23 protein-coding genes are annotated in these 24,427 nt (G+C 72.9%); 12 read left to right on the top strand and 11 right to left on the bottom strand.

Features of this window, described 5'->3' with window-relative positions:
- Window positions 1–43 precede the first annotated feature (43 nt).
- Together OG408_RS30750 and OG408_RS30745 are read left to right on the top strand one after the other, a co-directional pair.
- Window positions 44–463 carry a YciI family protein gene (locus tag OG408_RS30750; RefSeq protein ID WP_266784017.1) on the top strand — a complete coding sequence of 140 codons (420 nt, stop codon included), beginning with the start codon at window positions 44–46 and terminating at the stop codon, window positions 461–463.
- Window positions 460–1,605 carry an RNA polymerase sigma factor gene (locus tag OG408_RS30745; RefSeq protein ID WP_326673115.1) on the top strand — a complete coding sequence of 382 codons (1,146 nt, stop codon included), beginning with the start codon at window positions 460–462 and terminating at the stop codon, window positions 1,603–1,605. Before OG408_RS30750 ends, OG408_RS30745 begins: the two co-directional genes overlap by 4 nt.
- 26 nt (window positions 1,606–1,631) lie before the next feature.
- Here the strand turns inward: OG408_RS30745 and OG408_RS30740 are convergent, their stop codons facing one another.
- Together OG408_RS30740 and OG408_RS30735 are read right to left on the bottom strand one after the other, a co-directional pair.
- A complete protein-coding gene (locus tag OG408_RS30740) occupies window positions 1,632–2,729 on the bottom strand; it encodes a DmpA family aminopeptidase (RefSeq protein WP_326674619.1) in 1,098 nt (365 codons plus the stop codon).
- Window positions 2,730–2,857: 128 nt separating this feature from the next.
- Complete coding sequence (locus OG408_RS30735) at window positions 2,858–4,165, bottom strand: multidrug effflux MFS transporter (protein ID WP_326673113.1); 1,308 nt, start codon at window positions 4,163–4,165, stop codon at window positions 2,858–2,860.
- Between the two features lie 45 nt (window positions 4,166–4,210).
- On the opposite strand from OG408_RS30735, the gene OG408_RS30730 reads away from it, so the two are divergent.
- The 3 genes from OG408_RS30730 (at window position 4,211) to OG408_RS30720 (ending at window position 7,519) form a co-directional block, all read left to right on the top strand.
- A complete protein-coding gene (locus OG408_RS30730; RefSeq protein WP_285571435.1) occupies window positions 4,211–4,750 on the top strand; it encodes a MarR family winged helix-turn-helix transcriptional regulator in 540 nt (179 codons plus the stop codon).
- 66 nt (window positions 4,751–4,816) lie between these two features.
- Window positions 4,817–6,892: a hypothetical protein gene (locus tag OG408_RS30725; protein WP_326673110.1), complete on the top strand. Its 2,076-nt coding sequence runs from the start codon at window positions 4,817–4,819 to the stop codon at window positions 6,890–6,892.
- 117 nt (window positions 6,893–7,009) lie between these two features.
- On the top strand, window positions 7,010–7,519 hold the full coding sequence (locus tag OG408_RS30720) for a DUF6069 family protein (RefSeq protein ID WP_266784005.1): 510 nt from the start codon (window positions 7,010–7,012) through the stop codon (window positions 7,517–7,519).
- A 33-nt stretch (window positions 7,520–7,552) separates the two neighbouring features.
- On the opposite strand, the gene mnhG is transcribed toward OG408_RS30720, so the two are convergent.
- The 7 genes from mnhG to OG408_RS30685 all read right to left on the bottom strand — a co-directional run bounded on the left by mnhG (window position 7,553) and on the right by OG408_RS30685 (window position 14,553).
- Window positions 7,553–7,906 carry a monovalent cation/H(+) antiporter subunit G gene (gene mnhG, locus OG408_RS30715; protein WP_266784003.1) on the bottom strand — a complete coding sequence of 118 codons (354 nt, stop codon included), beginning with the start codon at window positions 7,904–7,906 and terminating at the stop codon, window positions 7,553–7,555.
- Window positions 7,903–8,238, bottom strand: coding sequence for a monovalent cation/H+ antiporter complex subunit F (locus OG408_RS30710; protein ID WP_266784001.1), 336 nt, complete (start codon window positions 8,236–8,238; stop codon window positions 7,903–7,905). The genes mnhG and OG408_RS30710 overlap by 4 nt, the downstream gene beginning before the upstream one ends.
- Window positions 8,235–8,879, bottom strand: coding sequence for a Na+/H+ antiporter subunit E (locus OG408_RS30705; protein ID WP_266783999.1), 645 nt, complete (start codon window positions 8,877–8,879; stop codon window positions 8,235–8,237). Before OG408_RS30705 ends, OG408_RS30710 begins: the two co-directional genes overlap by 4 nt.
- The gene (locus tag OG408_RS30700) at window positions 8,876–10,531 is read right to left on the bottom strand and encodes a Na+/H+ antiporter subunit D (RefSeq protein ID WP_266783997.1); all 1,656 of its coding nucleotides are present in this window, start codon (window positions 10,529–10,531) and stop codon (window positions 8,876–8,878) included. The genes OG408_RS30705 and OG408_RS30700 overlap by 4 nt, the downstream gene beginning before the upstream one ends.
- Entirely contained in the window at window positions 10,528–11,196 is a 669-nt protein-coding gene (locus tag OG408_RS30695; protein ID WP_326673108.1) for a Na(+)/H(+) antiporter subunit C, read from the bottom strand. The genes OG408_RS30700 and OG408_RS30695 overlap by 4 nt, the downstream gene beginning before the upstream one ends.
- Window positions 11,193–14,138, bottom strand: a complete 2,946-nt coding sequence (locus tag OG408_RS30690; RefSeq protein ID WP_326673106.1) for a Na+/H+ antiporter subunit A — start codon at window positions 14,136–14,138, stop codon at window positions 11,193–11,195. Before OG408_RS30690 ends, OG408_RS30695 begins: the two co-directional genes overlap by 4 nt.
- Before the next feature lie 130 nt (window positions 14,139–14,268).
- Window positions 14,269–14,553, bottom strand: coding sequence for a hypothetical protein (locus OG408_RS30685; protein WP_326673104.1), 285 nt, complete (start codon window positions 14,551–14,553; stop codon window positions 14,269–14,271).
- Between the two features lie 300 nt (window positions 14,554–14,853).
- Here OG408_RS30685 and OG408_RS30680 point away from each other — a divergent pair, with 300 nt between their 5' ends.
- Genes OG408_RS30680 through OG408_RS30660 form a run of 5 tightly spaced genes read left to right on the top strand, consistent with a single transcriptional unit; the run spans window position 14,854 to window position 20,253 of the window.
- Window positions 14,854–17,667, top strand: coding sequence for a nitrate- and nitrite sensing domain-containing protein (locus tag OG408_RS30680; protein ID WP_326673103.1), 2,814 nt, complete (start codon window positions 14,854–14,856; stop codon window positions 17,665–17,667).
- Window positions 17,664–18,101: a roadblock/LC7 domain-containing protein gene (locus tag OG408_RS30675; protein WP_266783989.1), complete on the top strand. Its 438-nt coding sequence runs from the start codon at window positions 17,664–17,666 to the stop codon at window positions 18,099–18,101. The genes OG408_RS30680 and OG408_RS30675 overlap by 4 nt, the downstream gene beginning before the upstream one ends.
- Window positions 18,098–18,505, top strand: a complete 408-nt coding sequence (locus OG408_RS30670; RefSeq protein WP_442806077.1) for a DUF742 domain-containing protein — start codon at window positions 18,098–18,100, stop codon at window positions 18,503–18,505. The genes OG408_RS30675 and OG408_RS30670 overlap by 4 nt, the downstream gene beginning before the upstream one ends.
- A gap of 6 nt (window positions 18,506–18,511) precedes the next feature.
- Window positions 18,512–19,081 (top strand): GTP-binding protein, encoded by a 570-nt coding sequence (locus OG408_RS30665; RefSeq protein ID WP_266783987.1) that lies wholly within the window; start codon window positions 18,512–18,514, stop codon window positions 19,079–19,081.
- Window positions 19,082–19,119: 38 nt separating this feature from the next.
- Window positions 19,120–20,253, top strand: a complete 1,134-nt coding sequence (locus tag OG408_RS30660; protein WP_266783985.1) for an FAD-dependent monooxygenase — start codon at window positions 19,120–19,122, stop codon at window positions 20,251–20,253.
- A 40-nt stretch (window positions 20,254–20,293) separates the two neighbouring features.
- Here the strand turns inward: OG408_RS30660 and OG408_RS30655 are convergent, their stop codons facing one another.
- Together OG408_RS30655 and OG408_RS30650 are read right to left on the bottom strand one after the other, a co-directional pair.
- A complete protein-coding gene (locus OG408_RS30655; protein WP_266783983.1) occupies window positions 20,294–20,695 on the bottom strand; it encodes a RidA family protein in 402 nt (133 codons plus the stop codon).
- Entirely contained in the window at window positions 20,692–21,819 is a 1,128-nt protein-coding gene (locus OG408_RS30650; RefSeq protein ID WP_266783981.1) for an acyl-CoA dehydrogenase family protein, read from the bottom strand. Before OG408_RS30650 ends, OG408_RS30655 begins: the two co-directional genes overlap by 4 nt.
- A gap of 138 nt (window positions 21,820–21,957) precedes the next feature.
- Here OG408_RS30650 and OG408_RS30645 point away from each other — a divergent pair, with 138 nt between their 5' ends.
- Both OG408_RS30645 and OG408_RS30640 read left to right on the top strand, forming a co-directional pair.
- Window positions 21,958–23,595, top strand: a complete 1,638-nt coding sequence (locus OG408_RS30645; RefSeq protein WP_266783979.1) for an AMP-binding protein — start codon at window positions 21,958–21,960, stop codon at window positions 23,593–23,595.
- Between the two features lie 4 nt (window positions 23,596–23,599).
- The gene (locus OG408_RS30640) at window positions 23,600–24,415 is read left to right on the top strand and encodes a PaaX family transcriptional regulator (RefSeq protein ID WP_326673098.1); all 816 of its coding nucleotides are present in this window, start codon (window positions 23,600–23,602) and stop codon (window positions 24,413–24,415) included.
- The last annotated feature ends 12 nt before the right edge of the window (window positions 24,416–24,427 follow it).

The following is a 24,427-nucleotide window of genomic DNA, read 5'->3' as shown; positions in this document are numbered from 1 at the left end:
ACTGAACGCGGCCGCAAGGGCCGCACCGGCGAGGAGGACCACCATGGCGAAGTACCTGCTTCTCAAGCACTACCGCGGCGCCCCGGCAGCGGTCAACGACACCCCCATGGACCAGTGGACGCCGGAGGAGATCACGGCCCACCTGCAGTACATGAACGACTTCGCGGCCCGGCTGGAGGAGTCCGGCGAGTTCGTCGGCGGCCAGGCACTGGCCCCGGAGGGCGAGTGGGTCCGCTACGACGGCGAGGGGCGGCCGCCGGTGACCGACGGGCCTTTCGCCGAGACCAAGGACGTCATCGCCGGCTGGATGATCATCGACGTGGACAGCCATGAGCGCGCCGTCGAACTGGCCGGGGAGCTGTCGGCCGCCCCGGGGGCGGGTGGCAAGCCGATCCACGAGTGGCTGGAGCTGCGCCCGTTCCTGGCCCCGTCGCCCACCGTCGAGGAGTGCCCCCACCGATGAACGAGGCTCTCCTGCGGAGCCTCACGCCGAGCATGCTCGGAATCCTCGTCCGCCGCGGTGCGGATTTCGCGGCGGCCGAGGACGCCGTGCAGGACGCTCTCGTCGAGGCGTTCCGCGTCCGGCCCGCCGAACAGCCCCGCGACCCCAAGGCCTGGCTGGTCACCGTGGCGTGGCGCAAGTTCCTCGACGCGACCCGCGCCGACACCGCGCGCCGGCGGCGTGAGGACCGGGTGGAGGAGGAACCGCTGCCCGGCCCCGCGCCCGCCGCGGACGACACCCTCCAGCTGTACTTCCTGTGCGCGCACCCGTCGCTGACGCCGTCGTCCGCGGTCGCGCTCACCCTGCGCGCCGTCGGCGGGCTCACCACCCGCCAGATCGCGGCGGCCTATCTGGTGCCCGAGCCGACCATGGCGCAGCGCATCAGCCGGGCCAAGCGGACCGTCTCCGACGTGCGGTTCGACCGGCCGGGCGATGTCTCGACCGTGCTGCGCGTCCTCTATCTGGTCTTCAACGAGGGCTACTCCGGCGACGTCGACCTCGCCGCCGAGGCCATCCGGCTCACCCGGCAGCTCGCGGCCGCGATCGACCATCCCGAGGTGGCGGGGCTGCTCGCGCTGATGCTGCTCCACCACGCCCGGCGCGCGGCACGGACCGCGCCCGACGGCAGTCTGGTGCCGCTCGCCGAGCAGGACCGCGGCCGGTGGGACACCGTGTCGATCGCCGAGGGGATCGGCATCCTCCAGGCGGCCCTGGCCCGTGACCGGCTGGGCGAGTTCCAGGCCCAGGCAGCCATCGCGGCACTCCACGCCGACGCGCGCAGCACCGGGGAGACCGACTGGGTGCAGATCGTCGAGTGGTACGACGAGCTCGCCCGCCTGACCGACAGCCCGGTCGTCCGGCTCAACCGCGCGGTCGCCGTCGGGGAGGCCGACGGGCCGCGCGCCGGCCTGGCGGCGCTCGCCGCGGTCGACCCCGCGCTGCCGCGCCACACCGCGGTGGCGGCGTACCTCCACGAGCGCGACGGCGACCTGCCGAGGGCGGCCCGGCTGTACGCCGAGGCGGCCCACCAGGCGTCCAACGTCGCCGAGCGCGACCACCTGACACGCGAGGCCGCCCGGCTCAACGCCCGGCTCCGCCGCTGACGGATCGCACCGGACCGCCGGCCGTCCTACGCCACCACGCCTCGTGCGGCGAGCAGTCCGGCGACCCGGTCCAGGGGCAGCGCCGGGACGTGGTGGCCGGCCCGGCCGGTCATCGAGTGCGCGCCGGTGAGCACGTTGAGGACGGCCTCCTCCACCGACTCGACCACCGCGCCGTAGAAGGCGTCCATCCGCCCCCACGGCACGAAGCGCAGTGACTCGTACGGGGCGCTGCCGTCGTTCTCCGGGAAGGTGCTGGTCAGGGCGCCCGCGTTGGCGGTGGAGAAGGCCAGGAAGATGTCGCCGGAGAAATGGCTCCCGGTGGTGCCGGTGCGGGCGAGGCCGAGGGTGGCCCGCCGGGCCAGCGCCTTGCACTGGCCGGGCAGCAGGGGTGCGTCGGTGGCCACGACGACGATCACCGAGCCCGCCCCGGGCGGGACTTGGGGTCCACCTTCGGGCACCGGGGCGGGCGCGTCGGGCAGTTCGCGGCCCACCGGCACGCCGGCCACCACCAGTTCGCGCCGTGCGCCGAAGTTGGCCTGCACGAAGGCGCCGACGGTATAGCGGTCCTCGCCGTACTCCACCACCCGCGAGGCCGTGCCCGAGCCGCCCTTGAAGCCGTAGCAGCGCATGCCCGTACCGCCGCCGACGCAGCCCTCCTCGACCGGACCGGTGGCGGCCGCCTCGATGGCGTCCGCCGCGTGGCGGGGCTCCACGGCCGTGCCGTGGATGTCGTTGAGGTGGCCGTCCCAGGTCTCGGTGACCACGGGCAGCAGCCATTCGGGCGCCGTGCCGCGGCAGTTGGCCCGTACCCACTCGACGACACCGCGGTGCACCGGGCCGACCGCGTAGGTGTTGGTGATGAGCACCGGCACCGCGAGCGCGCCGCTCTCCTCGATCCAGGCGGTGCCGGTCATCTCGCCGTTGCCGTTGAACGAGTGCCAGCCGGCCGCGCACGGGGTGCCCACGCCGTCCCGGCCGCGCGGCAGGAGCGCGGTCACTCCGGTGCGTACGTCGTCGCCCTCGCACAGGGTCACGTACCCGACCTCGACACCGGGGACGTCCGTGATCGCGTTCCACGGACCGGGTTCGCCGGTCAGGGGGATGCCCGACTCCCGTGCCCTCATGCGGCTGTCGTCCACCGGTTCCTCCCGCGCGCCCTCGTCGGTCGTCCGGCAGAGCGTACGGGAGGCCCGTGGTCACGGACAGGGCACGGTGTGACCGCGCGACGGGGTGCCGGAGCCGTCGCGGTCCTTCAGTGCTTGCCGCTCCCGGCCGGTTCGGCGGTGACCTCGCCGTGGCTCAGCCAGGGCCGGGCGAGCAGGACCAGGGCGACGCCCGCCAGGGCCAGCGAGATGACGATGACGGCCGCCATGGGGGTCGCGCTGTCCTCGCCGAAGAGGCCGACGAGCGGTGAGGCCACGGCGCCGAAGAGGAACTGGAGGCCGCCGATGAGCGCCGACGCCGCACCCGGTGCGCCGCGGCCCAGGTTCTGGCCGATGCTCATCGTCGAGGGGAAGATCACCGCGATGCCGGAGATGGCGACGAAGAGGCAGATCCAGGTGACGGCCAGGTGCTCCCCCGTCAGCGCGGGCAGGACCAGCAGCGCGACGGCCCCGGTGCCCGAGACGGCGAGCCCCGCGATCAGGAGCGTGTTCAGCCGGACCCGTACGGAGAGCCGCGCGAAGGTGACTCCGGCGATCAGCATGCCCACGGCGTTCGACGCGAAGATCAGCGAGTAGCCGGTGGCCGATACGCCGTGCACGTTCTGGAAGACGAAGCTGGAGCCGCTGATGTAGGCGAACAGTGCCGCCGAGGTGAAGCCGAGCACGAGGACGTACCCCATGAAGGCGCGGTGGCCGAGCAGCGTGCCCATGGTGCGGAAGGTGCCCACGAGGCCTCCGCTGTGCCGGCGTTCGGGCGGCAGCGTCTCGGGGACCTTCTTCAGTACGGCGATCAGCAGCAGCGCGCCGAGGACTGCGAGGACGACGAAGACGGCACGCCAGGTCGACAGCGACAGGACCGCGCCACCGACGACGGGGGCGGCGATCGGCGCGATGCCGAGGATCTGGGAGAGCAGCGCGAAGTAGCGGGGTACGTCCGCTCCGCGGAAGCAGTCGGTGATCACCGCGCGGGCGAGCACCATGCCGGCCGCGCCCGCGAATCCCTGGAGGAAGCGCGCCGCGGTGAGCAGTTCGACGTTCGGCGCGACGGCACACAGGAGGGAGAAGAGGACGAAGCCCGCCGCTCCGGAGAGCAGGAGCCGGCGACGGCCCCAGCCGTCGCTCATCGGGCCGATCAGCAGCTGGCCCACCACCATGCCGACCAGGAACGCGGTCAGGGTGAGCTGCACGGCCGAACTGCTCGCGTGCAGCGTTTCCCCCATGGAGGGGAAACCGGGCACGTACATGTCGGTGGCGAGCGGGGCCACGACGGTGAGCGCACCCAGCACGGCGATCAGGGCGGAGACCTGCCCCGGCGACACGGGCGGGGCGGACGGGGCCGGCCGGGCCCGGGCAGCCCGGGACGCCGCCTCGTCGGAGGCGGAGGAAGGAGATAGCATGAGGAAAAGATAACCGATGGTTCACTGGTTAACAAAGGAGTGCTGGTGCAGTCCCATCCCGATGGTGTCCGCGACGACTGGGTCCGCCACAATGCCGGGCTCGACGCCTCCGCCATGGAGGTCGTGGCCCTCGTCAAGCAGGTGTCCGCGCTCTTCGAGCGCGCGGTGGAGCCGCTCTACGAGGGCGCTCCGCTCACCGCACCCGAGGCCGACCTGCTCATTCCGCTGCGGTACGCGACGGAGCCGGCCATCGCCCGCCGGCTGGCCGACAACATGGGAATGTCACGTGCCGGGGTCAGCAAGACGCTGGCCAAGCTGGAGAAGCGCGGTCACATCGAACGCACTCCGAACCCCGCCGACCGGCGCGCCGCGCTCGTGACGATCACCGATTCGGGGAAGCGGGCGATCGACCAGATCTTCCCGCGCCAGGTCACCACCGAGGCCGAACTGCTGTCCGGGCTCGGTGAGGACCGGACGAAGGTGGTGGAGGCCCTCGCCCTGCTCGCCCGGGTGATGGAGGACGGACTGGCGCACCGGCACGGCAGAGGCCTGGGCCTCGGCCTCTCCAACATCCGTGGTACCTAGGGCCTTTGACCTGCCGTCCGGACCGTGCGGCGCTTCGTTGTCAGAGCCGTGTGCTGAACTTTCCTCATGGTGATCACAGGGGCGACGGAACCAGCAGCGGCAGGGCCGGGAGGCGACGGCCCGGCGCCGGCGTCGGAGGCCGGGCTCACCGATCGGAGCCGCGGCGCGCACTGGGCCCCGTTCAGTGCGGTCGAGCGCTCCGCCGTGGCCGCGATCGATCTCTTGCGGCGCCTGGCGGCGGACGGGAGCGGGGTGCCGGCCCCGGCACCCCGGGATCCGGAGGTCGTCCGGTTCCTCGGCGGCACGCACAGCACCCACTGGCCGCGGGCGACGGGGTGCCCGGACTGGCTGGTCGCGTCCTGGCTGGACTGCGGATTTCCCGAGAACGCGCCGCGCGGCCCCCGCCCGGTGCCGGTGTCCGGCCGGGCGGAGGTCCTGGAGCGGCTGCGCGGCGACACGGACGCCGCGAGCCGCGGCCTGCCGCACCACCGCAGTGCCTCGAACATCGCCACCTGGCTGTCCCCGTTCTACCTGGGCGGCATCGTCACGGCCGCCGACATCCTGGAGGTGCTGCCGGCCCGTCTGTCGATGCCGGTCCGGGTGCGGTGGCAGCCGAGCCGCGTCCGTCACGCCTTCGAGGACGCGCTGCGGACCCTGCTGGCCGACGCGCTGGGCACCGACCGGCGGGCCTGGCTCCGGCTTCTGACGGCGGCGGAGCGGACGTGCCGCCCCGCATCGGACCGGCCGGACATCACCTGGCCCCAACTGGTCGGACTGGCCGGGTCCGTCGAGCCCGATCCCGGCTCGCTGCTGCCGGCCCGTGAGCTGGAGAACCAGTGGATGTTCTCGCGCCGCAGCCGCAACCGGACGGCGGCGGACGAACTGTTCGACGCGACGTGGTGGTGGCCGGCCGGTGAGGTGCTGCGGCGGGCCGACAGTGCCGTCCTCGGGCTCGTCATGCCCGCGCTGCCCGCCGGCACGGGCGTGCTGCTCGCCCGGTACGTGGTCGCCGTGCGCCACGGCACCCCGCCGGGGGTGCTGCGTCATCTCGTGGCCGTCGGCGACCGCGACGCGCTGCTCGTCCTGGCCCGCAGCGTGGACATGGACGAGCGGACCGCCCTGCCCCTGCTGGCGCCGAAGGATCAGGAGATCCATCTGAGGGTGGTGAACACCTGGGCCGGCGTGGGTCCGGATCAGCGGCGGGAGGCCCTCACCGACCCCGCGGTGGATCTCGCCCCGCGGGCGGCGGAGATCTCCTCCCTCGTCCATCACGAATGCCTCCAGGCGCGTGAACCGGAACTGATCGAGGCGGCGTTCGGCGGGCCCGGCCAGAAGAGGTTCAAGGCCCAGGAACACCTGACGGGCTGCCTGGCGCTGCTGCGGGCGGGCGGTCCGGCCCGGCTGACCGCGCTCCTGGCCACCGGCCGGGTCTCCCCCGCCGTCACCCGTATCTGCACCAAGGCGCTGACGGCCTCCGATCCCGGGGCCGCGCTCCGTGCGCGTGCGCAGCGGGAGTTCACCACGCCGAAGCTGGCCGCCCGGCTGCGCCGGGTGGGCCGGAGCTCGGGCCCCACGGACACGGCGCAGCTGATGCGGCTCTTCGACGACTGGGAGACCGACTGGCCGGAGCTGGAGTCGGAACACGCCCGCGAGCCCTTCGAGCACTGGCCCCAGATCGTCAACCGCATGTCGACTCCCCGGGAGGTGCTGGCCCGGCATGCCGGGGCGGCGGCCCGTGACCGCCGCCACCGGACCGTGTGCCGGAGCGAGGACCCGGTGGTCGCGCGCGGGATCCTGCGGTCCGGGATCAGCTACGGGAGCACGCCTGACGGCGCCATCGACCAGCTGGACCGGATGCTGGAGGAGGGCTCGGTCACCGCCGACGACCTGATATCCGTCGCCGGACAGGGCCCGTGCGTCCTTCAGTACCTCGGCGACGCCCGCCATCGGACGGACGCCCCGCGGGCGGTGGCCGAGGCGGTGGCGAAGGTGGCGGAGCTGGTCCACGAGCACCTGCCGGTGGACGACGAAGCCGCCTGGCACCGGCTGTACGCACGGCTCGGCGCCCAGTCCCCGCATCCGCTCCAGGAAGGCACGATCGAGGCGCTGCTGACGGCCGGGGCCGACGACCGGCGGCCGTAGCGATTCGGCCGGGCCGGCAGCCGACGGGGCGTCACCCGTACGGCCCGCGCCCGGTCGCCGTCGCCCGGGGGCCGTCCGACGATCGGAATTCGGTCGATCGAGGGGAGAGGTCCGGTCATGGACCCACAGGACGGTTATGAGTGGCGGACGCAGCAGACCCGGCAGACCGGGTACGTCCCGTCGCAGCACACGCCCCCGCACCGGCGGCCCCGTGTCGATGCCGGGCGGCTGTGGGCGGGCGGCGCCATGACCGCGCTCGTCGCCGCGCTCACCGCCGTCGTCGGGCTGCTGCTGATCCGGGGTGTGCTGGGGATCCCGGTCTTCGCGCCCGAGGGTGACGGGGCGATGGGTGACGCGTCGACGGGGGTGCTGGCCATGGGGGCGGCGCTCGCCGCCCTGGTGGCCACGGCGCTGCTGCACCTGCTGATGCTGGCGACACCGCAGCCGGGCACGTTCTTCGTCTGGATCGTCACGCTCGCCACCGCCGTGATGGTGCTGCTGCCCTTCACCACGTCCGCCCCGCTGGACGCCAGGATCGGCTCGGCCGCGCTGTACCTCGTCATCGGGATCGCGATCGGTTCGCTCCTGTCCGCGGCCGGCCGCAGCGCCGCACGCCAGGAGTTCTGACCGGCCCGGGAGCGGCTGAACGGGCCGGCGCGGTCAGCCCTCCTCGGTGAGCTGTTCGTCCAGTTCGTCGAAGAGCAGCTCGCCGTGGTCGATCTGGCCGGTCCGGTACGCGGAGCGCGCGACCAGGTGCGCGGCCACCGGACCGGTCATCAGCTGGAAGAAGCCGATCAGCGCCAGCGTCGCGAGGTCCATGCCGCTGCGCAGCCGGAGTGCGACCCCGGCCAGCACGAGCAGCATGCCGAGGGACTGCGGCTTGGTCGCCGCGTGGCTGCGGGACAGGACGTCCGGCAGCCGCAGCATGCCGATCACGCCGAGCAGGCAGATCGCCGCCCCGGTCAGCAGCAGGACCGCGCCCGCCGTGTCGACGATCTGGAGCCAGAGACTCATGGTGCCTCCTCGTCGGTCCGCTGCTCGCCGCCGGCCGGCGGGCGGCCCGGCGGCCGGTCGCGTACCGCGATGAAGCGTGCGATGCCGACCGAACCGGTGAAGCCGAGGAAGGCCAGCACCAGCATGATCGGGAAGTAGAACGGGTCCCGGGCGAAGGCCGACTTGGCGCCCAGCCCGGCGATGATGAGTGCCGCGCAGACGTCCAGGGAGATCGCCCGGTCCAGCATCGAGGGCCCGCGCCAGATCCGGGTCAGCAGCCCCGCCCCGGCGAGGACGATCAGGACGACGGCCGCGGTGAGCAGCACCCGGTCGACGGTCTCCGGCGCGCTCATGAGCCCTCCTCCCGCTCTCCGGGCCGCTCGCCGGTGTGCGGTGCGGGCGGCAGCGGTCCGGCGACCCGGTCGATCTCGTCGCGGGTGCCGAAGGCCCGTACGGTCAGCTCCTCCAGGCGCCACACGGAGCGCCGGGCGGCGTCCAGTTCGGCGGGCCGGTCCGCATCGAGGACGTGCACGAAGACGGTGGCGGTGGCGCGGCGCACCTCGACGACCGACCCGCCCGGCACGTTCGACACGGCGACGGCGGTCGCCGTGAGCATCAGGTCCGAGCGGCAGCGCAGCGGTACGGCGATGACCGCGGCCCGGTGCGGGTGGTCCCCGAAGATCTGCCGGGTGACCTTCACGCCCGAGGTGTACATGTCGTAGAGGAGATAGGCGGCCAGCCGCAGGATGCCCCAGGGGTGCAGGCGCAGCCCCAGATCGACCTGGGGCAGGGGGAACGCCAGACAGACGGCGACGGCGACCAGGGCACCGGTCAGTACGTTGGCCCAGTTCAGGCTGGACCAGAGCAGCACCCAGATGACGGTGAGCCAGGCGATCAGCGGGAGGTCGAGCACGCGCGGCCGGCGACTGCCGAACTCCACGCTGAAGGGGGGCAGGTTCTTGTTCCGGTAGGGGAACGTGATCAGGCGTTTCACCGGCCGAGCACCGCCTCGATGTAGGGGACGCGCGCGATGAGTTCGGCGGCCGAGCGGTCGGTGTACGAGGTCAGTGGTCCGGCGAACACGGTGAAGGCGAGGCCGAGCGCGACCGTGGCCGCGGTGGCCCAGGTCATCAGGTGCGGCAGCCTGGTCGTGGTGGTGACGGCGCGGCCGTGGAGAGTGGCCGCGACCGCGCGCCCGGCCGGCTCGTGGCGCAGCCGGACTCCCTCGTCGCCGGTGCCCGGCATCCGGTCGGGGCCCTCGTCGCTGTCGTCGTCGTCGCTGTCGTCGTCGGACTCCAGGACCGTGCCGTCCGCGGCCTGGCCGGGAGGCGCGGCCCGCCAGAACGCGAGGTTCCAGACCTTGGCCATCACGTACAGGGTGAGCAGGCTGGTCGCCGTCGATCCGATGACGAGGATCCAGGCCCAGACGCCGCCGTCGGCGACACCGGCCCGCATGAGTCCGAGCTTGCCGATGAATCCGGAGAGCGGCGGGATGCCGGCCAGGTTCATCGCGGGGACGAAGAAGAGGACGGCGAGCAGCGGGGCGGCCTTGGCGATGCCGCCGAGCCGGGTCAGCTCGGTGGTGCCGCCGCGCCGTTCGATCAGCCCGGCCACCAGGAACAGCGTCGTCTGGACGGTGATGTGGTGGACGACGTAGACGATCGCGCCGCCGTACGCCTCCCTGGTGGCGAGGCCGATGCCGAACACCATGTAGCCGATGTGGCTGATCAGGGTGAAGGAGAGCAGCCGCTTCAGGTCGGTCTGGGCGACGGCGCCCAGGATGCCGACGACCATCGAGGCGAGGGCGGCCGCCATCAGCAGGTCGCCGAGCCGGTTGCCGGGGAAGAGCAGGGTCTCGGTGCGCAGCATGCAGTAGACGCCGACCTTGGTGAGCAGTCCGGCGAAGACCGCGGTCACGGGGGCCGGCGCGGTCGGGTAGGAGTCGGGGAGCCAGGCGGCGAGCGGGAACACGGCGGCCTTGATGGCGAAGACGGTCAGCAGCATCGCCTGGATCAGGGTCTGGACGCCCAGCGGGAGTTCGGCGAGGCGGCCGGCCAGCTGGGCGAAGTTGGCGGTGCCGGTGGCCGCGTACGTCATGGCGATGGCGGTGAGGAAGAGCATCGAGGAGAACAGGGAGATGATCACGTACGTGGAGCCGGCCCGGACCCGGGGACCGGTGCCGCCGAGCGTGAGCAGCACGAAGCTGGCGACCAGCATGATCTCGAAGCCGACGTACAGGTTGACCAGGTCACCGGCGAGGAAGGTGCACGAGACGCCGGCGACCAGGATCAGGTAGGCGGGGTGGAAGACCGCCACCGGTGTCTCCTCGTCCCGGTCGGCCATGCCCTGGCCGAGCGAGTAGACGAGGACGCACAGGGTGACGGCCGATGAGACCGTCAGCATCAGTCCGGAGAGGCGGTCGGCGACCAGGGTGATGCCGAGCGGCGGCGCGAAGTCGCCGAGGTGGACGGTGAGCGGTCCTTCGATGTCCGCCTCGATCATCAGGGTGACCGAGAGGCCGAGTACGGCGGTGAGCACGGCGACGCTGATGAAGCGCTGGAACTGTTTGAGCCGGGTGCCGAAGGCGAGGCTCAGGCCGGTGGCGCAGAGGGGCAGCAGCACCGGCAGCGGGACGAGTGCGTTCACCCGGTGTCTCCTCGGTTCGGGTCGTCGGGTGCTTCGGGTGCTTCGGGGTCAGTGGGTTCGGGTGCGTCGGGTGCTTCGGGTGTTCCCGGTTCGGTGGGCCGGGCCGCCTCGTAGTCCTCCGGGTCAGCGCCCAGGACGTCGTGCCACAGGTCGCCGGTCGCGTCCCGGCCGCGGGCCTGGAGGGCCCGGTCGGCGCGGAGTCTGGCCCGCAGACGGCGGCGCTCCTCGCGGTAACGGCGGCGTTCCTCGGCGGTGCGGTCGGATGCGGACCGGTAGCGCTCGCGCAGTTCGTCGCGCTCCCCCAGCACCTCGGCGCGCAGCACGATGCGCCGGTCCTCCTGGTCGTCGTGGACCTCATCGGTGCCGGTCAGCTGGTGGCTGCGGTAGGCCATGGCGAGCAGGAACGCGGTGGTGGCGAGTGTGATGACGATCGCGGTGAGGGCGATGGCCTGGGGCAGCGGGTCGGTGACCCGGGCCAGGTCGACGCCGTAGAGGAGGGGCTCACGGCCGGCCGAGCCGGTGGCGGACAGGACGAGCAGGTTGATGCCGTTCCCCGCGATCACCGCGCCCAGCAGGATCCTGGTGAGGGGCCGGGTGAGCATGAGGATGCCGCCGACCGCGCACAGGACCGCGGCGGTGGCGAGGAGCGAGGCGCTGACGGTCACGGGGTGGTGCCTCCCGTCTCGGGCGCCGGTCCGGTGGCGGGTCCGGGCGGGGCTCCGCCTGTCTGTCCGGCCGCCGCCCGGTCGGCCGCCGCGGCCCGTTCGATCTGCCGGTCGATCTTGGCGCCGAGGGCCCGCACGATGTCCAGCACCACGCCCAGGACCAGGAGATAGACCCCGCAGTCGAAGATCACCGGCGTACCGAAGTGGAAGTCGCCGATCAGCGGGAGGTGTCCGTGGTAGGTCCAGGCGTGCAGGACCGTTCCGTCGGCGAGGCCGAGCAGTGCCACTCCGGTGGAGAGGAACAGGCCGAGGCCGGTGAAGAGTCCGGGCTGCAGGGGCGCGGCCTCGGCGAGTTCGAAGCGGCCGCCCGCCAGGTAGCGGGTGATCAGCGCGACCCCCGCGACCAGTCCGGCGACGAATCCGCCGCCCGGCATGTTCTCGGCGCAGAACAGCAGATACACCGAGAGCACCAGGATCGGGTGGAACAGCAGCCGTGCCACGACCTCGAAGACGATGGAGCGGTGCTCGGGCGCGAGCGTGTCGCCGGCCGCCAGCCAGCCGCGCTCGGGGGCCCCCTCGTCGCCGTGCGGCAGGCCCGTGAGCGGGGTCGTGGTCACCGACCAGGCGGTGTGTCCCCGGGTCTCCGCCGGTGCGCCGGCCCCCTCGGCCCGGCGGTGCAGGTAGATCAGGCTCGTCACGCCGATCGCGGCGGCGGCCAGGACGGCGGACTCCCCCATCGTGTCCCAGGCCCGCAGGTCGACGAGGATCGTGGCGACCACGTCCTTGAGGCCGTGGTGCGCGGTCTCCTCGACCATGGCGGCGCCGGCGGGCGCCGCGGTGCGCGCGGCGGCCGCGACCCACACCACCACGCTCAGGGTGGCCGCCGCGGCCAGTGCCACCGGGATGCGCACGGCACGCCGCCAGCTGCTGACCGACTCCTGGAAGTGCACCGGCATCCGGCGCAGGACCAGCACGAACACGATCATCGACACGGTCTCCACGCAGAACTGCGTGAGCGCCAGATCGGGTCCGCCCTGGACGACGAAGAGCAGCGCGGTCCCGTAGCCGGTGAGTCCGGCCAGCACCACGGCCTTCATCCGGCGTCTGACGGTCAGACAGAGCAGCGCCGCCGCGCAGGTGAGCAGGGCGACGGCGCCCTGCAGCGGTACGTCCCACAGGCGCGGGGCCGCGGCCCCGCGCCAGGGCCGGTCGACGCCGAGCACCGCGAGCTGGCCGGTGAGCATCACGAGCAGGGTGGTGGCGAGGTAGACGGAGAGGGAGCCGCGCTGGACGAAGCCGGTGGTCTGGAGGGAGAGCCGTTCGAGGCCGAGCAGCAGATGGCCGAAGACGTTGTCCGCGGTCGGCCAGGCGATCCGCCGGGAGATCCGGGTGACTTCCCCGCGCGCGGCGAAGAGCACCGCACCGCCCGCCGTGGCGACGGCCGAGAGCAGCAGCGCGGTGCCCCAGCCGTGCCAGAGGGCGAGGTGGTAGGGGTGGGCGGAGGCGGGGAAGGTGTCGGCGTACGCGCTGAGCAGCCGGTCGGTCCACCCGACGCCGGGGCCCAGCACCAGTCCGCAGGCCGCGAGCACGGCGGGCGGGGCGAGGAAGGCCGGGCCGACCCGGTGGACGGGGGTGTCGGCGACACGGGGCTTGCGCCAGAACGCGCCCCAGACGAACCGTGCGGTGTACGCGACGGTCAGCATCGACCCGGCCACCGTGAGGCCCAGCGCCCAGCGGTCCGCGGTGTCGCCGTGCAGCAGTGCGTCGAAGGCGGCCTCCTTCGCGGCGAAGCCGAGCAGCGGCGGCAGGGCGGCCATGGACGCGGCGGCGGTGACGGCGACCGCGCAGACGTACGGCAGCGCCCGGCCGACGCCGGAGAGTCTGCGCAGGTCGCGGGTGCCGGCCGCGTGGTCGACGATGCCGGTGACGAGGAACAGCGGTGCCTTGAACAGGGCGTGGCCGAGGATCATCACGGCGGCGGCCAGGGCGGCGTCGCGGTTGCCCACGCCGGCGAGCAGGGTGAGGAAGCCGAGCTGGCTGACGGTGCCGTAGGCGAGGACGAGTTTCAGGTCGTTGAGCCGCAGGGCCCGCCAGCCGCCGAGCAGCATGGTCGCGGCGCCGAGGACCAGCACGACGGGCCGCCAGACGGGTACGTCGGCGAAGCCGGGGGCGAGCCGGGCGACCAGGTAGACACCGGCCTTGACCATGGCGGCGGCGTGCAGATAGGCGCTGACGGGGGTGGGAGCGGCCATCGCGTTCGGGAGCCAGAGGCTGAACGGCCAGATCGCCGACTTCGACAGGGCGCCGCACAGGATCAGGACCACGGCCACGGAGACCGCGAGGCTCGTGGGCGGCGGATCGGCGAGGATCGCGGAGATCCGGTAGGTGCCCGCCGCCTGACCGATGATCAGGAAGCCGACCAGCATCGCGAGTCCGCCGAACGTGGTGACGGTGAGCGCCTGGAGTGCCGAGCGGCGGCTGTGCCGCTGTTCGCTGTCGTAGCCGATCAGCAGGTAGGAGAAGACCGTGGTCAGCTCCCAGAACACATAGAGCGCGATCAGGTCGTCGGTGAGGACGAGGGCGAGCATGGCGCCGGTGAAGGCGAGCAGGTTCCCGGCGAATCCGGCGAGTTGCGGGGTGCCGTCGGTGAAGTACGAGGCGCAGTAGAGCAGGACGAGCGTGCCGACGCCGGCCGCGAGCAGCACCATGAGTTCGGCGAGCGCGTCCAGGCGCAGCCCGACGGTGACGTCGTACGCGGGGATCCAGGTCCACGACCAGGTGACCGAGGCACCGGAGGCCACCGTGTCCCACTGGGCGAACGCCCAGCAGGTGGTGGCGGCGGGGGGCAGCGCGAGGACGACGAAGGCGCGGGTGCCCAGCCTGCGCACGAGCGGGCGCGCGCACGCGGCGAGGACGAAGTGGCAGAGGACGAGCGCGGTCATGGGGCCTCGCGCAGCGCCCCGCGCCCGTCCCGGGAGGGCGTCCGGGGCGCGCCCGCCCGGGCTGTCGCCGGACGACGGGGCGTGGCACCGGGTGGTGCGGTACGGGAGGTTTCAGAACGGGCAAGGGGCACTAAATACAGATATATCCCCAGCCGCGCTTCACTCGTCCGGCGCGCCGCGCCCGCTGCCGCGCAGTGCGATCCGTTGCGGGCCGCGAGCAGTGCCGGGCGGCCTCACCGACGGTGGCGGCCGGGGTGTCGCCGTACGGGACACCGGGGCGCCGGGCGCCGGATGCGGCGGGCGCACCGCGGACGCACTCGGCGGCGTGCAGTTCGCGGTGCACGTCGTATTCGACGGTGAGGCCGTCGCCGTCGTACGACGTGACCGCGGGACCCGGAGGCGGTTCGGGGACCACGGGGCCCTCCCCGGTGCGGCACATGACTGCGTACGGACATCCTCAGCGTCTCGCCGAACCGGCCCGTGCGCGACTCGGGAGCGCCGCCGTAACGTCACTTTCCGGACAGCTCCGCGCGTTGATGGTGAAGGTGTGCGTGATCAGTGCTGAACACGTGAGCCCGATTCCTTTCTTTATTTGCAGTGTGACTAATATCTATCTGTCGAAGTTCTCAACTGATTTGACCAGTCGTGAGACTGGCACCACGTCAAGGAGCATGCCCTGCGCACGCGCGCGTCACGGCGGACCGACTCGACCACCATGTCGCTGAGGACGGCCCTGCTCGTACTGGCCATCGTCCCCGGTGTCGCACTGGCCGCCCTCTGGGCCGTCACCAGTGGTCAGACTCTGCTCGACTTCCAGAGACAGGCAGCCCAGGGGCAGTTGGCCCAGAAGGCCGGCCAGCCGTCCAACATCGTGTACTACAACCTGCAGGAGGAGCGGCGGCTGAGCGCCGAGGCTCTGGCCCGCGACGGAGGTGCCACCGACGCGCTCCGCAAGCAGCGCAAACTGACCGACGAAGCGATCACCAGCTTCCAGTCCCTCTCCGACATCGCCACCGACGACGCCCCAGGCGAGGTCCGGGACGCGGTCGTCAGGGCCCGTACGGCGATCACCCAACTCCCGGCCCAGCGCGCCCTCGTCGACGAGGGCGACAACGACCAGCAGAAGGCCGTGTACCGCTACTACACGGACCTGATCGCCGTCGACCTGCAGCTCTTCACCGCACTCAGCCACGTCGACAACGGCGAGATCACCACGCTCTCGCAGCCGCTCGTCGACCTGTTCTGGGCCAAGGAGATGATCTCCCGGTCGGACGCCCTGCTGGCGCGCGGCTGGCCGAAGGGGAAGCTCAGCACGGAGGACCTCCAGCAGGTCAGACAGGCCGTTTCCGGCCAGTCCTTCCAGTACGCCACCAAGATCGCCCCCTACCTTCCCGCGGACGAGAAGGCCATGTGGGACGAGATCGCCGCCAGTTCGGCCTGGAAGACCAAGACCCAGGTGGAGAACCGGGTGCTGCGGCCCGCCGATCCGGACGGAGCCGGCTTCGTCCCGCTCGGCGCCGAGGAGTCGACCTGGCGCGGAGCGATGGACGATCTCACTCCCCAGCTGGTGAAGCTGATGGAGCACCGCACCGATCTGGTGGTCGCCGAGGGCAAGGACAGCATCATCTCGCTGCTGATCAGGGTGGTCCTCACCACGGTCATCGGCCTCGCCGCCGTCATCGCGGTCATCTTGATCACCTGGCGTCTCACCCGCAACCTGCGCCGCCGTATCGGCCGGCTCCAGGAGCGGGCCGAGGAGCTGGAGAAGGCGCTGCCCGACGTCGTCGAGCGGCTCGGCAAGGGCGAGCGCATCGACGTCGAGGCCGAGGCCCGTGCCATCGGCGACGACGGCACGACCGGCCGGACCGACGAGCTGACCCAGCTCGGCAACGCACTCGACCTGGCCCGCACCAGCGCCCTCCAGGCAGCAGTCAAACAGGCCGACCAGCACCGTGGGTTCGAGCGGCTGCTGCAGCGCATCGCGCGCCGCACCCAGCAGCTGATCGGCCAGCAGCTCAAGAAGCTGGACGAGCTGGAGCGCAAGCACGAGGATCCCGAGGTGCTGGACGGCCTCTTCGACCTCGACCACCTCACCGCGCGGCTGCGGCGCTACGAGGAGAACCTGGTGATCCTCGCGGGCGGCTCGCCGCACCGGCGCTGGCGCAAGCCCGTACCGCTGCTGGACGTCATGCGCTCCGCCCAGGGCGAGGTGCAGGACTACCGCCGGGTGGTGCTGGACCTGGACGGCGCCCCGTGGCTCTCCGAGCGCGCCGTCGGCCCGGTCTCGCACGTGCTGGCGGAGCTGATCGAGAACGCCCTCAGCTTCTCCAGGCCGCCCAGCCCCGTAGAGGTCAGGGCGGCCCGGGTGAGCCGGGGCCTGGCCATCGAGGTCGAGGACCGCGGGCTCGGCATGGAGGAGGAACAGCTCGCCGAGGCCAACGAGCTGATGAGCCGGCCGCCCCGGATGGACGTGCTGGCGCACTCCGACGACATCCGGCTCGGTCTGTACGTGATCGCGCGCCTCGCCGACCAGCACGGTCTGCGGGTCGAGTTCCGGCACTCCGCCTTCGGCGGCACCCGGGTCGTCGTGCTCGTCCCCGACGCGCTCACCGTCCCCGGCCCGCACGCCGGTCCGGTGGCCGTACCGTCCCCCGAGGCCGAGGGCGCCGCACCGGCCCCGGAGCCCGCCCCGACCCGCGACGGTGACGCGCTGCCCAGCCGGGGCCGCGGTCAGGCACTCGCCGGGGTCACGGCACTGCACACGTCGGGCGCACCGTTCGAGACCACCGGTGAGCCCTACACGGTGGCGGAGGAGCCCTTCCCCGACCGGGAGGAGCCGCCGCTGCCGGCCCCCGCCGCCGACGACCCGTTCGGCGACCTGGAGCACCCGTACACCCCGTACGCCGACACCGCACCGGGCGCCGCGTACGGCCACCCCGTGCCCGCGCCCCTGTACGGCGGGGCCCGTCCGGACGTGTACGGCGAGACCGAACAGCCCTACATGAAGGCCGAGGGCCAGTACCCGGTGCCGCAGCAGTACCCGGTGCCCGAGGAGTCGTACCCGGCTCCGCCCCAGGCGTACCCGGGCACGTATCCGGCAGGCCTCCCCGACCGGGCCGGTTTCCCGGTTCCCGGACCCCGGCAGCCGGAACCGGCCGCCGGGCACCCCGGCCGGCTGCCGGTGGCCGAACCCGACCATCCGGCTCCGCCGGCCGCGGGCACGACCGGCCAGGGGGGCGGGCCGGGACGGCCCGCGCTGCCGGCCGCGCCCGCGGCGGAACCTCCGTTGCCACGACGGGTGCGACAGGCCAGCCTCGCGGACGAACTGCGGCTCGACCCGGCCTCCGGGCCTGCCGCGCCTCAGCAGCCCAGCCGGTCCGAGAACCCGCTGCCCCGGCCGGCACCCCGCCGCGCCGGCGCCGCCATCGGAGCCTTCCAGCGTCGGTCCCGCGCCGCCCGCGCGACCGACGAGCCGCCGACGCAGCCCGGTCCTCCCGCCCCCCTCCCTACGAGAGAAGAACGGCCATGACACGCACAACCGCCACCCACCAGGACCTCGACTGGCTGCTCGACGGCCTGGTGGACTCGGTGGCCGAGACCCTGAACGCCGTACTGCTGTCCGACGACGGTCTGGTGGTGAGCCACTCGCGCACCGTGGAGCGGTCCGACGCCGAGCGGCTGGCCGCCATCTGCACCGGCCAGCAGTCCCTGGCCCGCGGTGTGGGCCAGCTGTTCAACGGCGGCGGCGTGCACCAGGTGATCGTCGAGCTGTCGGAGCTGTGGCTCTTCATCATCTCGGCGGGCCAGGGCACCCACCTGGCCGTCGTCGCCTCCCAGGAGGTGGACGCCGAGATCATGTCGCTGGCGATGCACAACCTGGTCCAGCAGGTCGGCCAGAAGCTCAGCACCCCGGTGCGGGGCGACTTCGACGCCTTCGGCGGCGGGGACGGGCCGCGCGCGTGACCCCGCCCTGGGAGGACGAGGAGACGGAGGAGGACGGGGCGGGCACCATGGTGCGCCCGTACACCATCACCCGTGGCCGGACCGCACCCGAGCGGGACGACTTCACCCTCATCACCGTGCTGACGACCGCACACGACCCGCGGGACGAACGCGGCGCACCGGTCCATCCGGGCAGGCTCCAGCCGGAGCACCGGATGATCCTGGACCGCTGCCGGCGTCCCGCCGCGGTCGCCGAGGTCTCCGCCGACCTCGACCTCCCGGTGTCGGTGACCAAGATCCTGCTGGCGGACCTGGTCGCCCACGGCCTGCTGCTCGCCCGTGCCCCGCTGTCGGTGGCACGGGCGGCGGGCGGCGCCGACAGGGGAATGCTGGCCGCCCTTCGCGACGGACTCGGGAGACTCTGAGCCAAGATGACCATCAGTCAGGCGGCCCCCGCCGCCGTAAAGATATTGATCGCCGGCGGCTTCGGCGTCGGCAAGACCACCCTCGTGGGCGCCGTGAGCGAGGTCGCGCCCCTGCGCACCGAGGAGTTCCTGACCAGGGCCAGCATCGGTGTCGACGACCTGGCCGGCGTCGGGCAGAAGGACACGACCACCGTGGCCCTGGACTTCGGCCGGATCACGGTCAGTCCGGAGCTCGTCGTCTACCTGTTCGGCACCCCGGGCCAGGAGCGCTTCTGGTTCATGTGGAACGACCTGGTCAACGGGGCCCTCGGCGGCGTCGTGATCGCCGACACCCGGCGGCTGGAGACCAGCTTCGCCTCGATCGACTTCTTCGAGAGCCGGGACATCCCGTTCGTCGTGGCGATCAACTGCTTCCACGGCCACAACACCCGCACCGCGGACGAGATCAGGGCCGCTCTCGACCTCGACCCGCACGTCCCCCTGCTGGTCGGCGACGTACGGGAGCGGCCGTTCGGCCGTGACGTGCTGCTGGCCCTGGTGGACCACCTGATGAGCCTGCCCGTCGCGGCCGGCTGACCCTTCCCCCGACTTTTCCCGTTCTGGAGAGTTCCGACATGGCAACATCCCTGCGCGTCCTGATCCACGGCGGCGGTATCGGCGGGCTGACGCTCGCCACCGCCCTGGCCCGGCGCGGCCACACCGTCGAGGTCGCCGAACTCCGCGACGAGCTGGACGCCCTGGGCGTCGGCATCATCCAGCCGTCCAACGCCCTGCACGTCATGCGTGAGATCGGGGTGCTCGACGACTGCCTCGACGCGGGCTTCGAGTGGGAGGTCCTGACCATCGCGGACCCGGCCGGCAACACCCTGGCGGCCATACCGCAGCCCCGGATGGGCGACGCGCCCTCCAACAACGGCATCCCGCGCCCCGCACTCGCGCAGGTGCTCGGCGCCGCGGCCACGGCGGCCGGTGCGACGATCCGCTTCGGCTCGACCATCACCGAGCTCAAGGACGACGGCGCGGGCGTGGACGTCACCCTGTCCGACGGCTCGGCCGGCCGCTGGGACCTCGTCGTCGGCTTCGACGGCATCGGCTCGCCGCTGCGCACCCGGCTGTACGGCGACCGCTACGCCCCCGAGTACACCGGCTTCGCCAACTGGCGGGTCACCGTGCCCCGTCAGGAGCAGGTCAAGGGGGTCGTGATGAGTACCGCGGGCCAGGCCGCCAAGGCGCTGCTGACCCCGATCACGGACGAACTGATGTACCTGGGGGCGGTGTTCGCCGAGTCCGAGGACTTCAGGCCCGACCCCGAGAAGGCCCACGAGCAGCTCAAGGAGCGGCTGCCGATGTTCTCGGGACCGGTCGCCGAGGCGCTCGCCACGGTCACCGGCCCGGACGCGGTGGTGTACTCGCGGATCTCGCAGGTGACCGTCGAGGAGCCGTGGCACGTCGGCCGGGTGGTGCTGGCCGGTGACGCCGCGCACGCGTGCACCCCGCACATCGCGCAGGGCGCGGCGATGGCGGTGGAGGACGCGCTGGTGCTCGCCGAGTCCCTGGACGCCGGTGCGGACGTCCCGGCCGCCCTCGGCCTCTGGGAGGAGCGGCGCCGGCCCCGCGCCATGTGGGTGCAGGCGATGTCGCGTGCCGTGCTCAAGCAGGAGACGGGCGGCGAGACGACGCCCGAGGAGGACGAGCTGCTGAAGGTCGGCATCCCGGGTGCGGCGCACGTGCTGGTGAAGCCCTACTGATCCGCCGGGCGTGCCGCGCGGTCCGGGCCGCGCGGCACGCTCAGGGCAGGACCGCCACTCCGTCGATCTCGACGAGCGCCTGTTCGTCCCAGAGGCGCACCACCCCGATGACGGCCATCGCCGGGTAGTCGCGGCCCGCCAGCTGCCGCCAGATCCGGCCCAGTTCGGCGACGTTGGCCCGGTAGTCGGCGACGTCGGTGGCGTAGACCGTGACCCGGGCCAGGTCCTGCGGGGAACCGCCCGCCGCGCGCAGGGCGGTGAGCAGATTGCCCAGGGCTGTCGCGAACTGCTCGGGAAGCGTGCTCCCGACGACGTCGCCGCGCCCGTCGAGCGCGGTCTGTCCGGCCAGGAAGACCAGATGGCCCCCGGTGACGGTCACCGCGTGCGAGAAGCCCGCGGGCGGTGAGAGTTCGGCGGGGTTGATCCGGTGGATCGGGCTCATGCGGACGGCTCCCGGTTCGCGTACAGCTCCTTGGCGATGATGGTGCGCTGGACCTCGCTGGCGCCCTCGTAGATCCGTGGGGCGCGGACCTCGCGGTAGAGGTGTTCGAGGAGGTGGCCGCGGCGCAGGGCGCGGGCGCCGTGCAGCTGGACGGCGGTGTCCACGACGTACTGCGCGGTCTCGGTGGCGTACAGCTTGGCCATGGCCGCCCGCCGCGGGACGCCGGGCTCCCCCGCGTCGTACGCGGCGGCGGCCGCGTACACCAGGAGCCGGGCGGCCTCCGTGCGCGTCGCCATCTCCGCGACCTGGTGGGAGACGGCCTGCAGCTCCGCGAGCGGCCCGCCGAACGCGGTGCGGGTGGCGGTGTGCGCCACGGTGGCATCGAGGGCCGCGCGGGCCATGCCGACGGCGAAGGCGCCGACGCTGGGCCGGAACAGGTTGAGGGTGTTCATGGCGACCCGGAAGCCACGGTCCGGTTCGCCCAGCACGTCGTCGGGGGTGACCGGGACGCCGTCGAAGTCGAGGGCGCCGATCGGGTGCGGGGAGAGCATGTCCAGGGCGGTGCCGGTCAGCCCGGGGCGGTCGGCGGGGACCAGGAACGCGGTGACGCCGCGGGCTCCGGCGCCCTGTGTCGTCCGGGCGAAGACGGTGTAGAAGTCGGCCTCCGGGGCGTTGGAGATCCAGCACTTCCCGCCGCTCAGCCGCCAGCCGCCGGGCGCGTGGACGGCTTCCAGGGCGAGGGCCGCCGCGTCGGACCCCGCCCCCGGCTCGCTCAGCGCGAACGCGGCGACGGCGCGGCCCGCGCGGACCTCGGGGAGCCAGCGCTCGCGGTGGGCGGGGGTGCCCGCCTGCACCACGGGATACGTCCCGAGGCCCTGGAGCGCGAGCGCGGTCTCCGCCTCCGTGCAGCCGCGGGCGAGCGACTCGCGCAGCAGGCAGAGGTCGAGCGCGCCGGAGCCCAGCATCCGGTCCAGCAGGCCGAGCTCGCCGAGCGCGGCGACCAGCGGGCGGTTGACGTGCCCGGGCTCGCCCTTGCCGGCGAGCGGGCGCAGCCGCTCGGCGGCCAGCGTGCGCAGCTCCTCGCACCAGGCGGTCTGTGCCGGATCGAGTGAGAATGCCGTCATACCGGCGCCTCTCTGGTCGAAGTCCCGTCGGAAACCGTGCGTGTGCCGTCCCGCTCGGTGCTCGTTCCTTTTATCGCGGACCGTTGACTACCGTCACCCAAACGATACGCTCCAAGGGCGACAAGGGGGCGATCCTTCATGGACCCGAATACCTCAGCGCACATCGACAGCTTTGCCAGGGAACATCTGCCACCCGCGGACCAGTGGCCGGAACTGGTCTTCGACCTGCCCGAGCTGCACTATCCGGACCGGCTGAACTGCGCCGCCGAGCTCCTGGACCGTACGGCCGAGCGCTTCGGACCGGACCGGGCCGCCTTCCGTACGCCCGACGGCGGGGTGCTGAGTTACGGGGAGCTGCGGGAGCTGAGCGACCGCATCGCCCACGTCCTCACCACGGACCTGGGGGTCGTGCCGGGCAACCGGGTGCTGCTGCGCGGGCCCACGACGCCCACCCTCGCGGCCTGCTGGCTGGCGGTGCTGAAGGCCGGCGCGATCGCCGTCACCGTACTGGCCCAGCAGCGGGCCTCCGAACTCGCCACGATCTGCTCGATCGCCCGGATCAGTCACGCGCTGTGCGACGTCCGGTCGGTCGACGACCTGGTCAAGGCCGAGGTGCCGGGGCTGCGGACCACGGCGTACGGCGGTGACGCACCGGACGACCTGCTGCGGCTGGCGGCCGGCCGGCCCGGCCGCTACCGCGCGGTGGACACCGCGGCGGACGATGTCGCGCTGATCGCCTTCACCTCGGGGACCACCGGACGCCCCAAGGGCTGCATGCATCTGCACCGCGACGTACTGGCCATCGCCGACACCTTCTCGCGGCACGTGCTGCGGCCGGTACCCGACGACGTGTTCGCGGGCAGCCCGCCGCTCGGCTTCACCTTCGGGCTGGGGGGCCTGGTGGTGTTCCCGCTGCGGGCCGGCGCCTCGGCCCTGCTGCTGGAACAGGCGGGCCCCAAGCAGCTGCTGCCCGCCCTGGCGGCCCACCGGGTCTCGGTGCTGTTCACCGCGCCGACCGCCTACCGGGTGATGCTCGACCAGCTCGAAGGGCACGATCTCTCCGCACTGCGCCGCTGCGTGTCGGCGGGTGAGAACCTGCCCGTCGCGACCTGGCGGTCCTGGTACGAGCGGACCGGCCTGCGGATCATCAACGGCATCGGAGCCACCGAGCTGCTGCACATCTTCGTCTCCGCCGCGGACGAGGCGATCCGCCCCGGCACCACCGGGCTCCCGGTCCCCGGCTGGCAGGCCCGGGTGGTGGACGGGGAGGGCGCCCCGGTGCCGGACGGCGAGCCGGGGCTGCTGGCCGTGCGCGGACCGGTCGGCTGCCGCTATCTCGCCGACGGGCGGCAGCGGGAGTACGTACGGCACGGCTGGAACCTCACCGGCGACACCTATGTGCGCGACGCGGACGGCTACTTCCGCTACGTGGCCCGCGCCGACGACATGATCATCTCGTCCGGGTACAACATCGCGGGCCCCGAGGTCGAGGACGCCCTGCTGCGCCACCCCGAGGTGGCGGAGGCCGCCGTGGTGGGCCGGGCGGACGAGCTGCGCGGCCGGATCGTGGCGGCGTACGTGGTGCGGCGCGAGGGCTCCACCCTGACGGCCGAAGCCCTGCGCGGCTTCATGCGCGCCGAACTGGCCCCGCACAAATGCCCCCGCCTCATCACGTTCCTGCCCACGCTCCCCCGTACCGCCACCGGAAAACTGCAACGGTTCCGGCTCCGCGAGGACGAACACGGTGCGGGAGCGGGCACACCGGACCGAGAATGATCACATGGTCGAACCGCACACTCCCCGCTCGCTGATCGTCACCCTCTACGGTGCGTACGGCCGCACCCGGGGCGACGCCCCGATGCCGGTGGCGGAGCTCATCCGGCTGCTGGGCGCCGTCGGCGTCGAGGCGCCGGCCGTGCGGTCGTCCGTGTCGCGGCTGAAGCGGCGCGGGCTGCTCGTCGCGGCGCGTACGGCGGGCGGGGCGGCCGGATACGCCCTGTCGGCCGATGCCCGGCAGCTGCTCGACGACGGGGACCGGCGGATCTACCGGCATCCGGACCCGCGCATCGAGGACGGCTGGGTGCTCGCCGTGTTCTCCGTGCCGGAGGCCGAACGCCACAAGCGGCACCTGCTGCGCTCACGGCTGTCCCGGCTGGGATTCGGCACTGCGGCGCCCGGTGTCTGGATCGCACCGGCCGGGCTGTACGACGAGACCAGGCACACCCTGGAGCGGCTGGAACTCGCCCCGTACGTGGAGCTGTTCCGCGGCGACCACCTGGGCTTCGCGGCCACCGGGGAATCTGTGGCCCGCTGGTGGGACCTGGAGGCCGTGGCCCGGCTGCACGACGACTTCCTGGAGCGGCACGAACCGGTACTGCGGTCCTGGGAGTCCCGCCCCGACGAGGCGCCGGAACCGGAGGCGGCGTACCGCGACTACCTGTCGGCGCTGGACTCCTGGCGGCGGGTGCCGTACGCGGACCCGGGGCTGCCGCGGGAGCTGCTGCCGGAGAAGTGGCCGGGCGGCAGGTCGGCGGAGGTGTTCGGGCTGCTGCACCAGCGGTTGCGGGACGCGGGGGCGGAGTTCGTCGGGCAGTAAACCAGCTGCCCC

Origin of the sequence: Streptomyces sp. NBC_01257 (assembly GCF_035917255.1) — a bacterium.
In the GTDB taxonomy this organism is placed as follows: Bacteria; Actinomycetota; Actinomycetes; order Streptomycetales; family Streptomycetaceae; genus Streptomyces.
The sequence above is the reverse complement of the archived record's forward strand: the minus strand, read 5'-3'. Positions and strand labels throughout refer to the sequence as shown.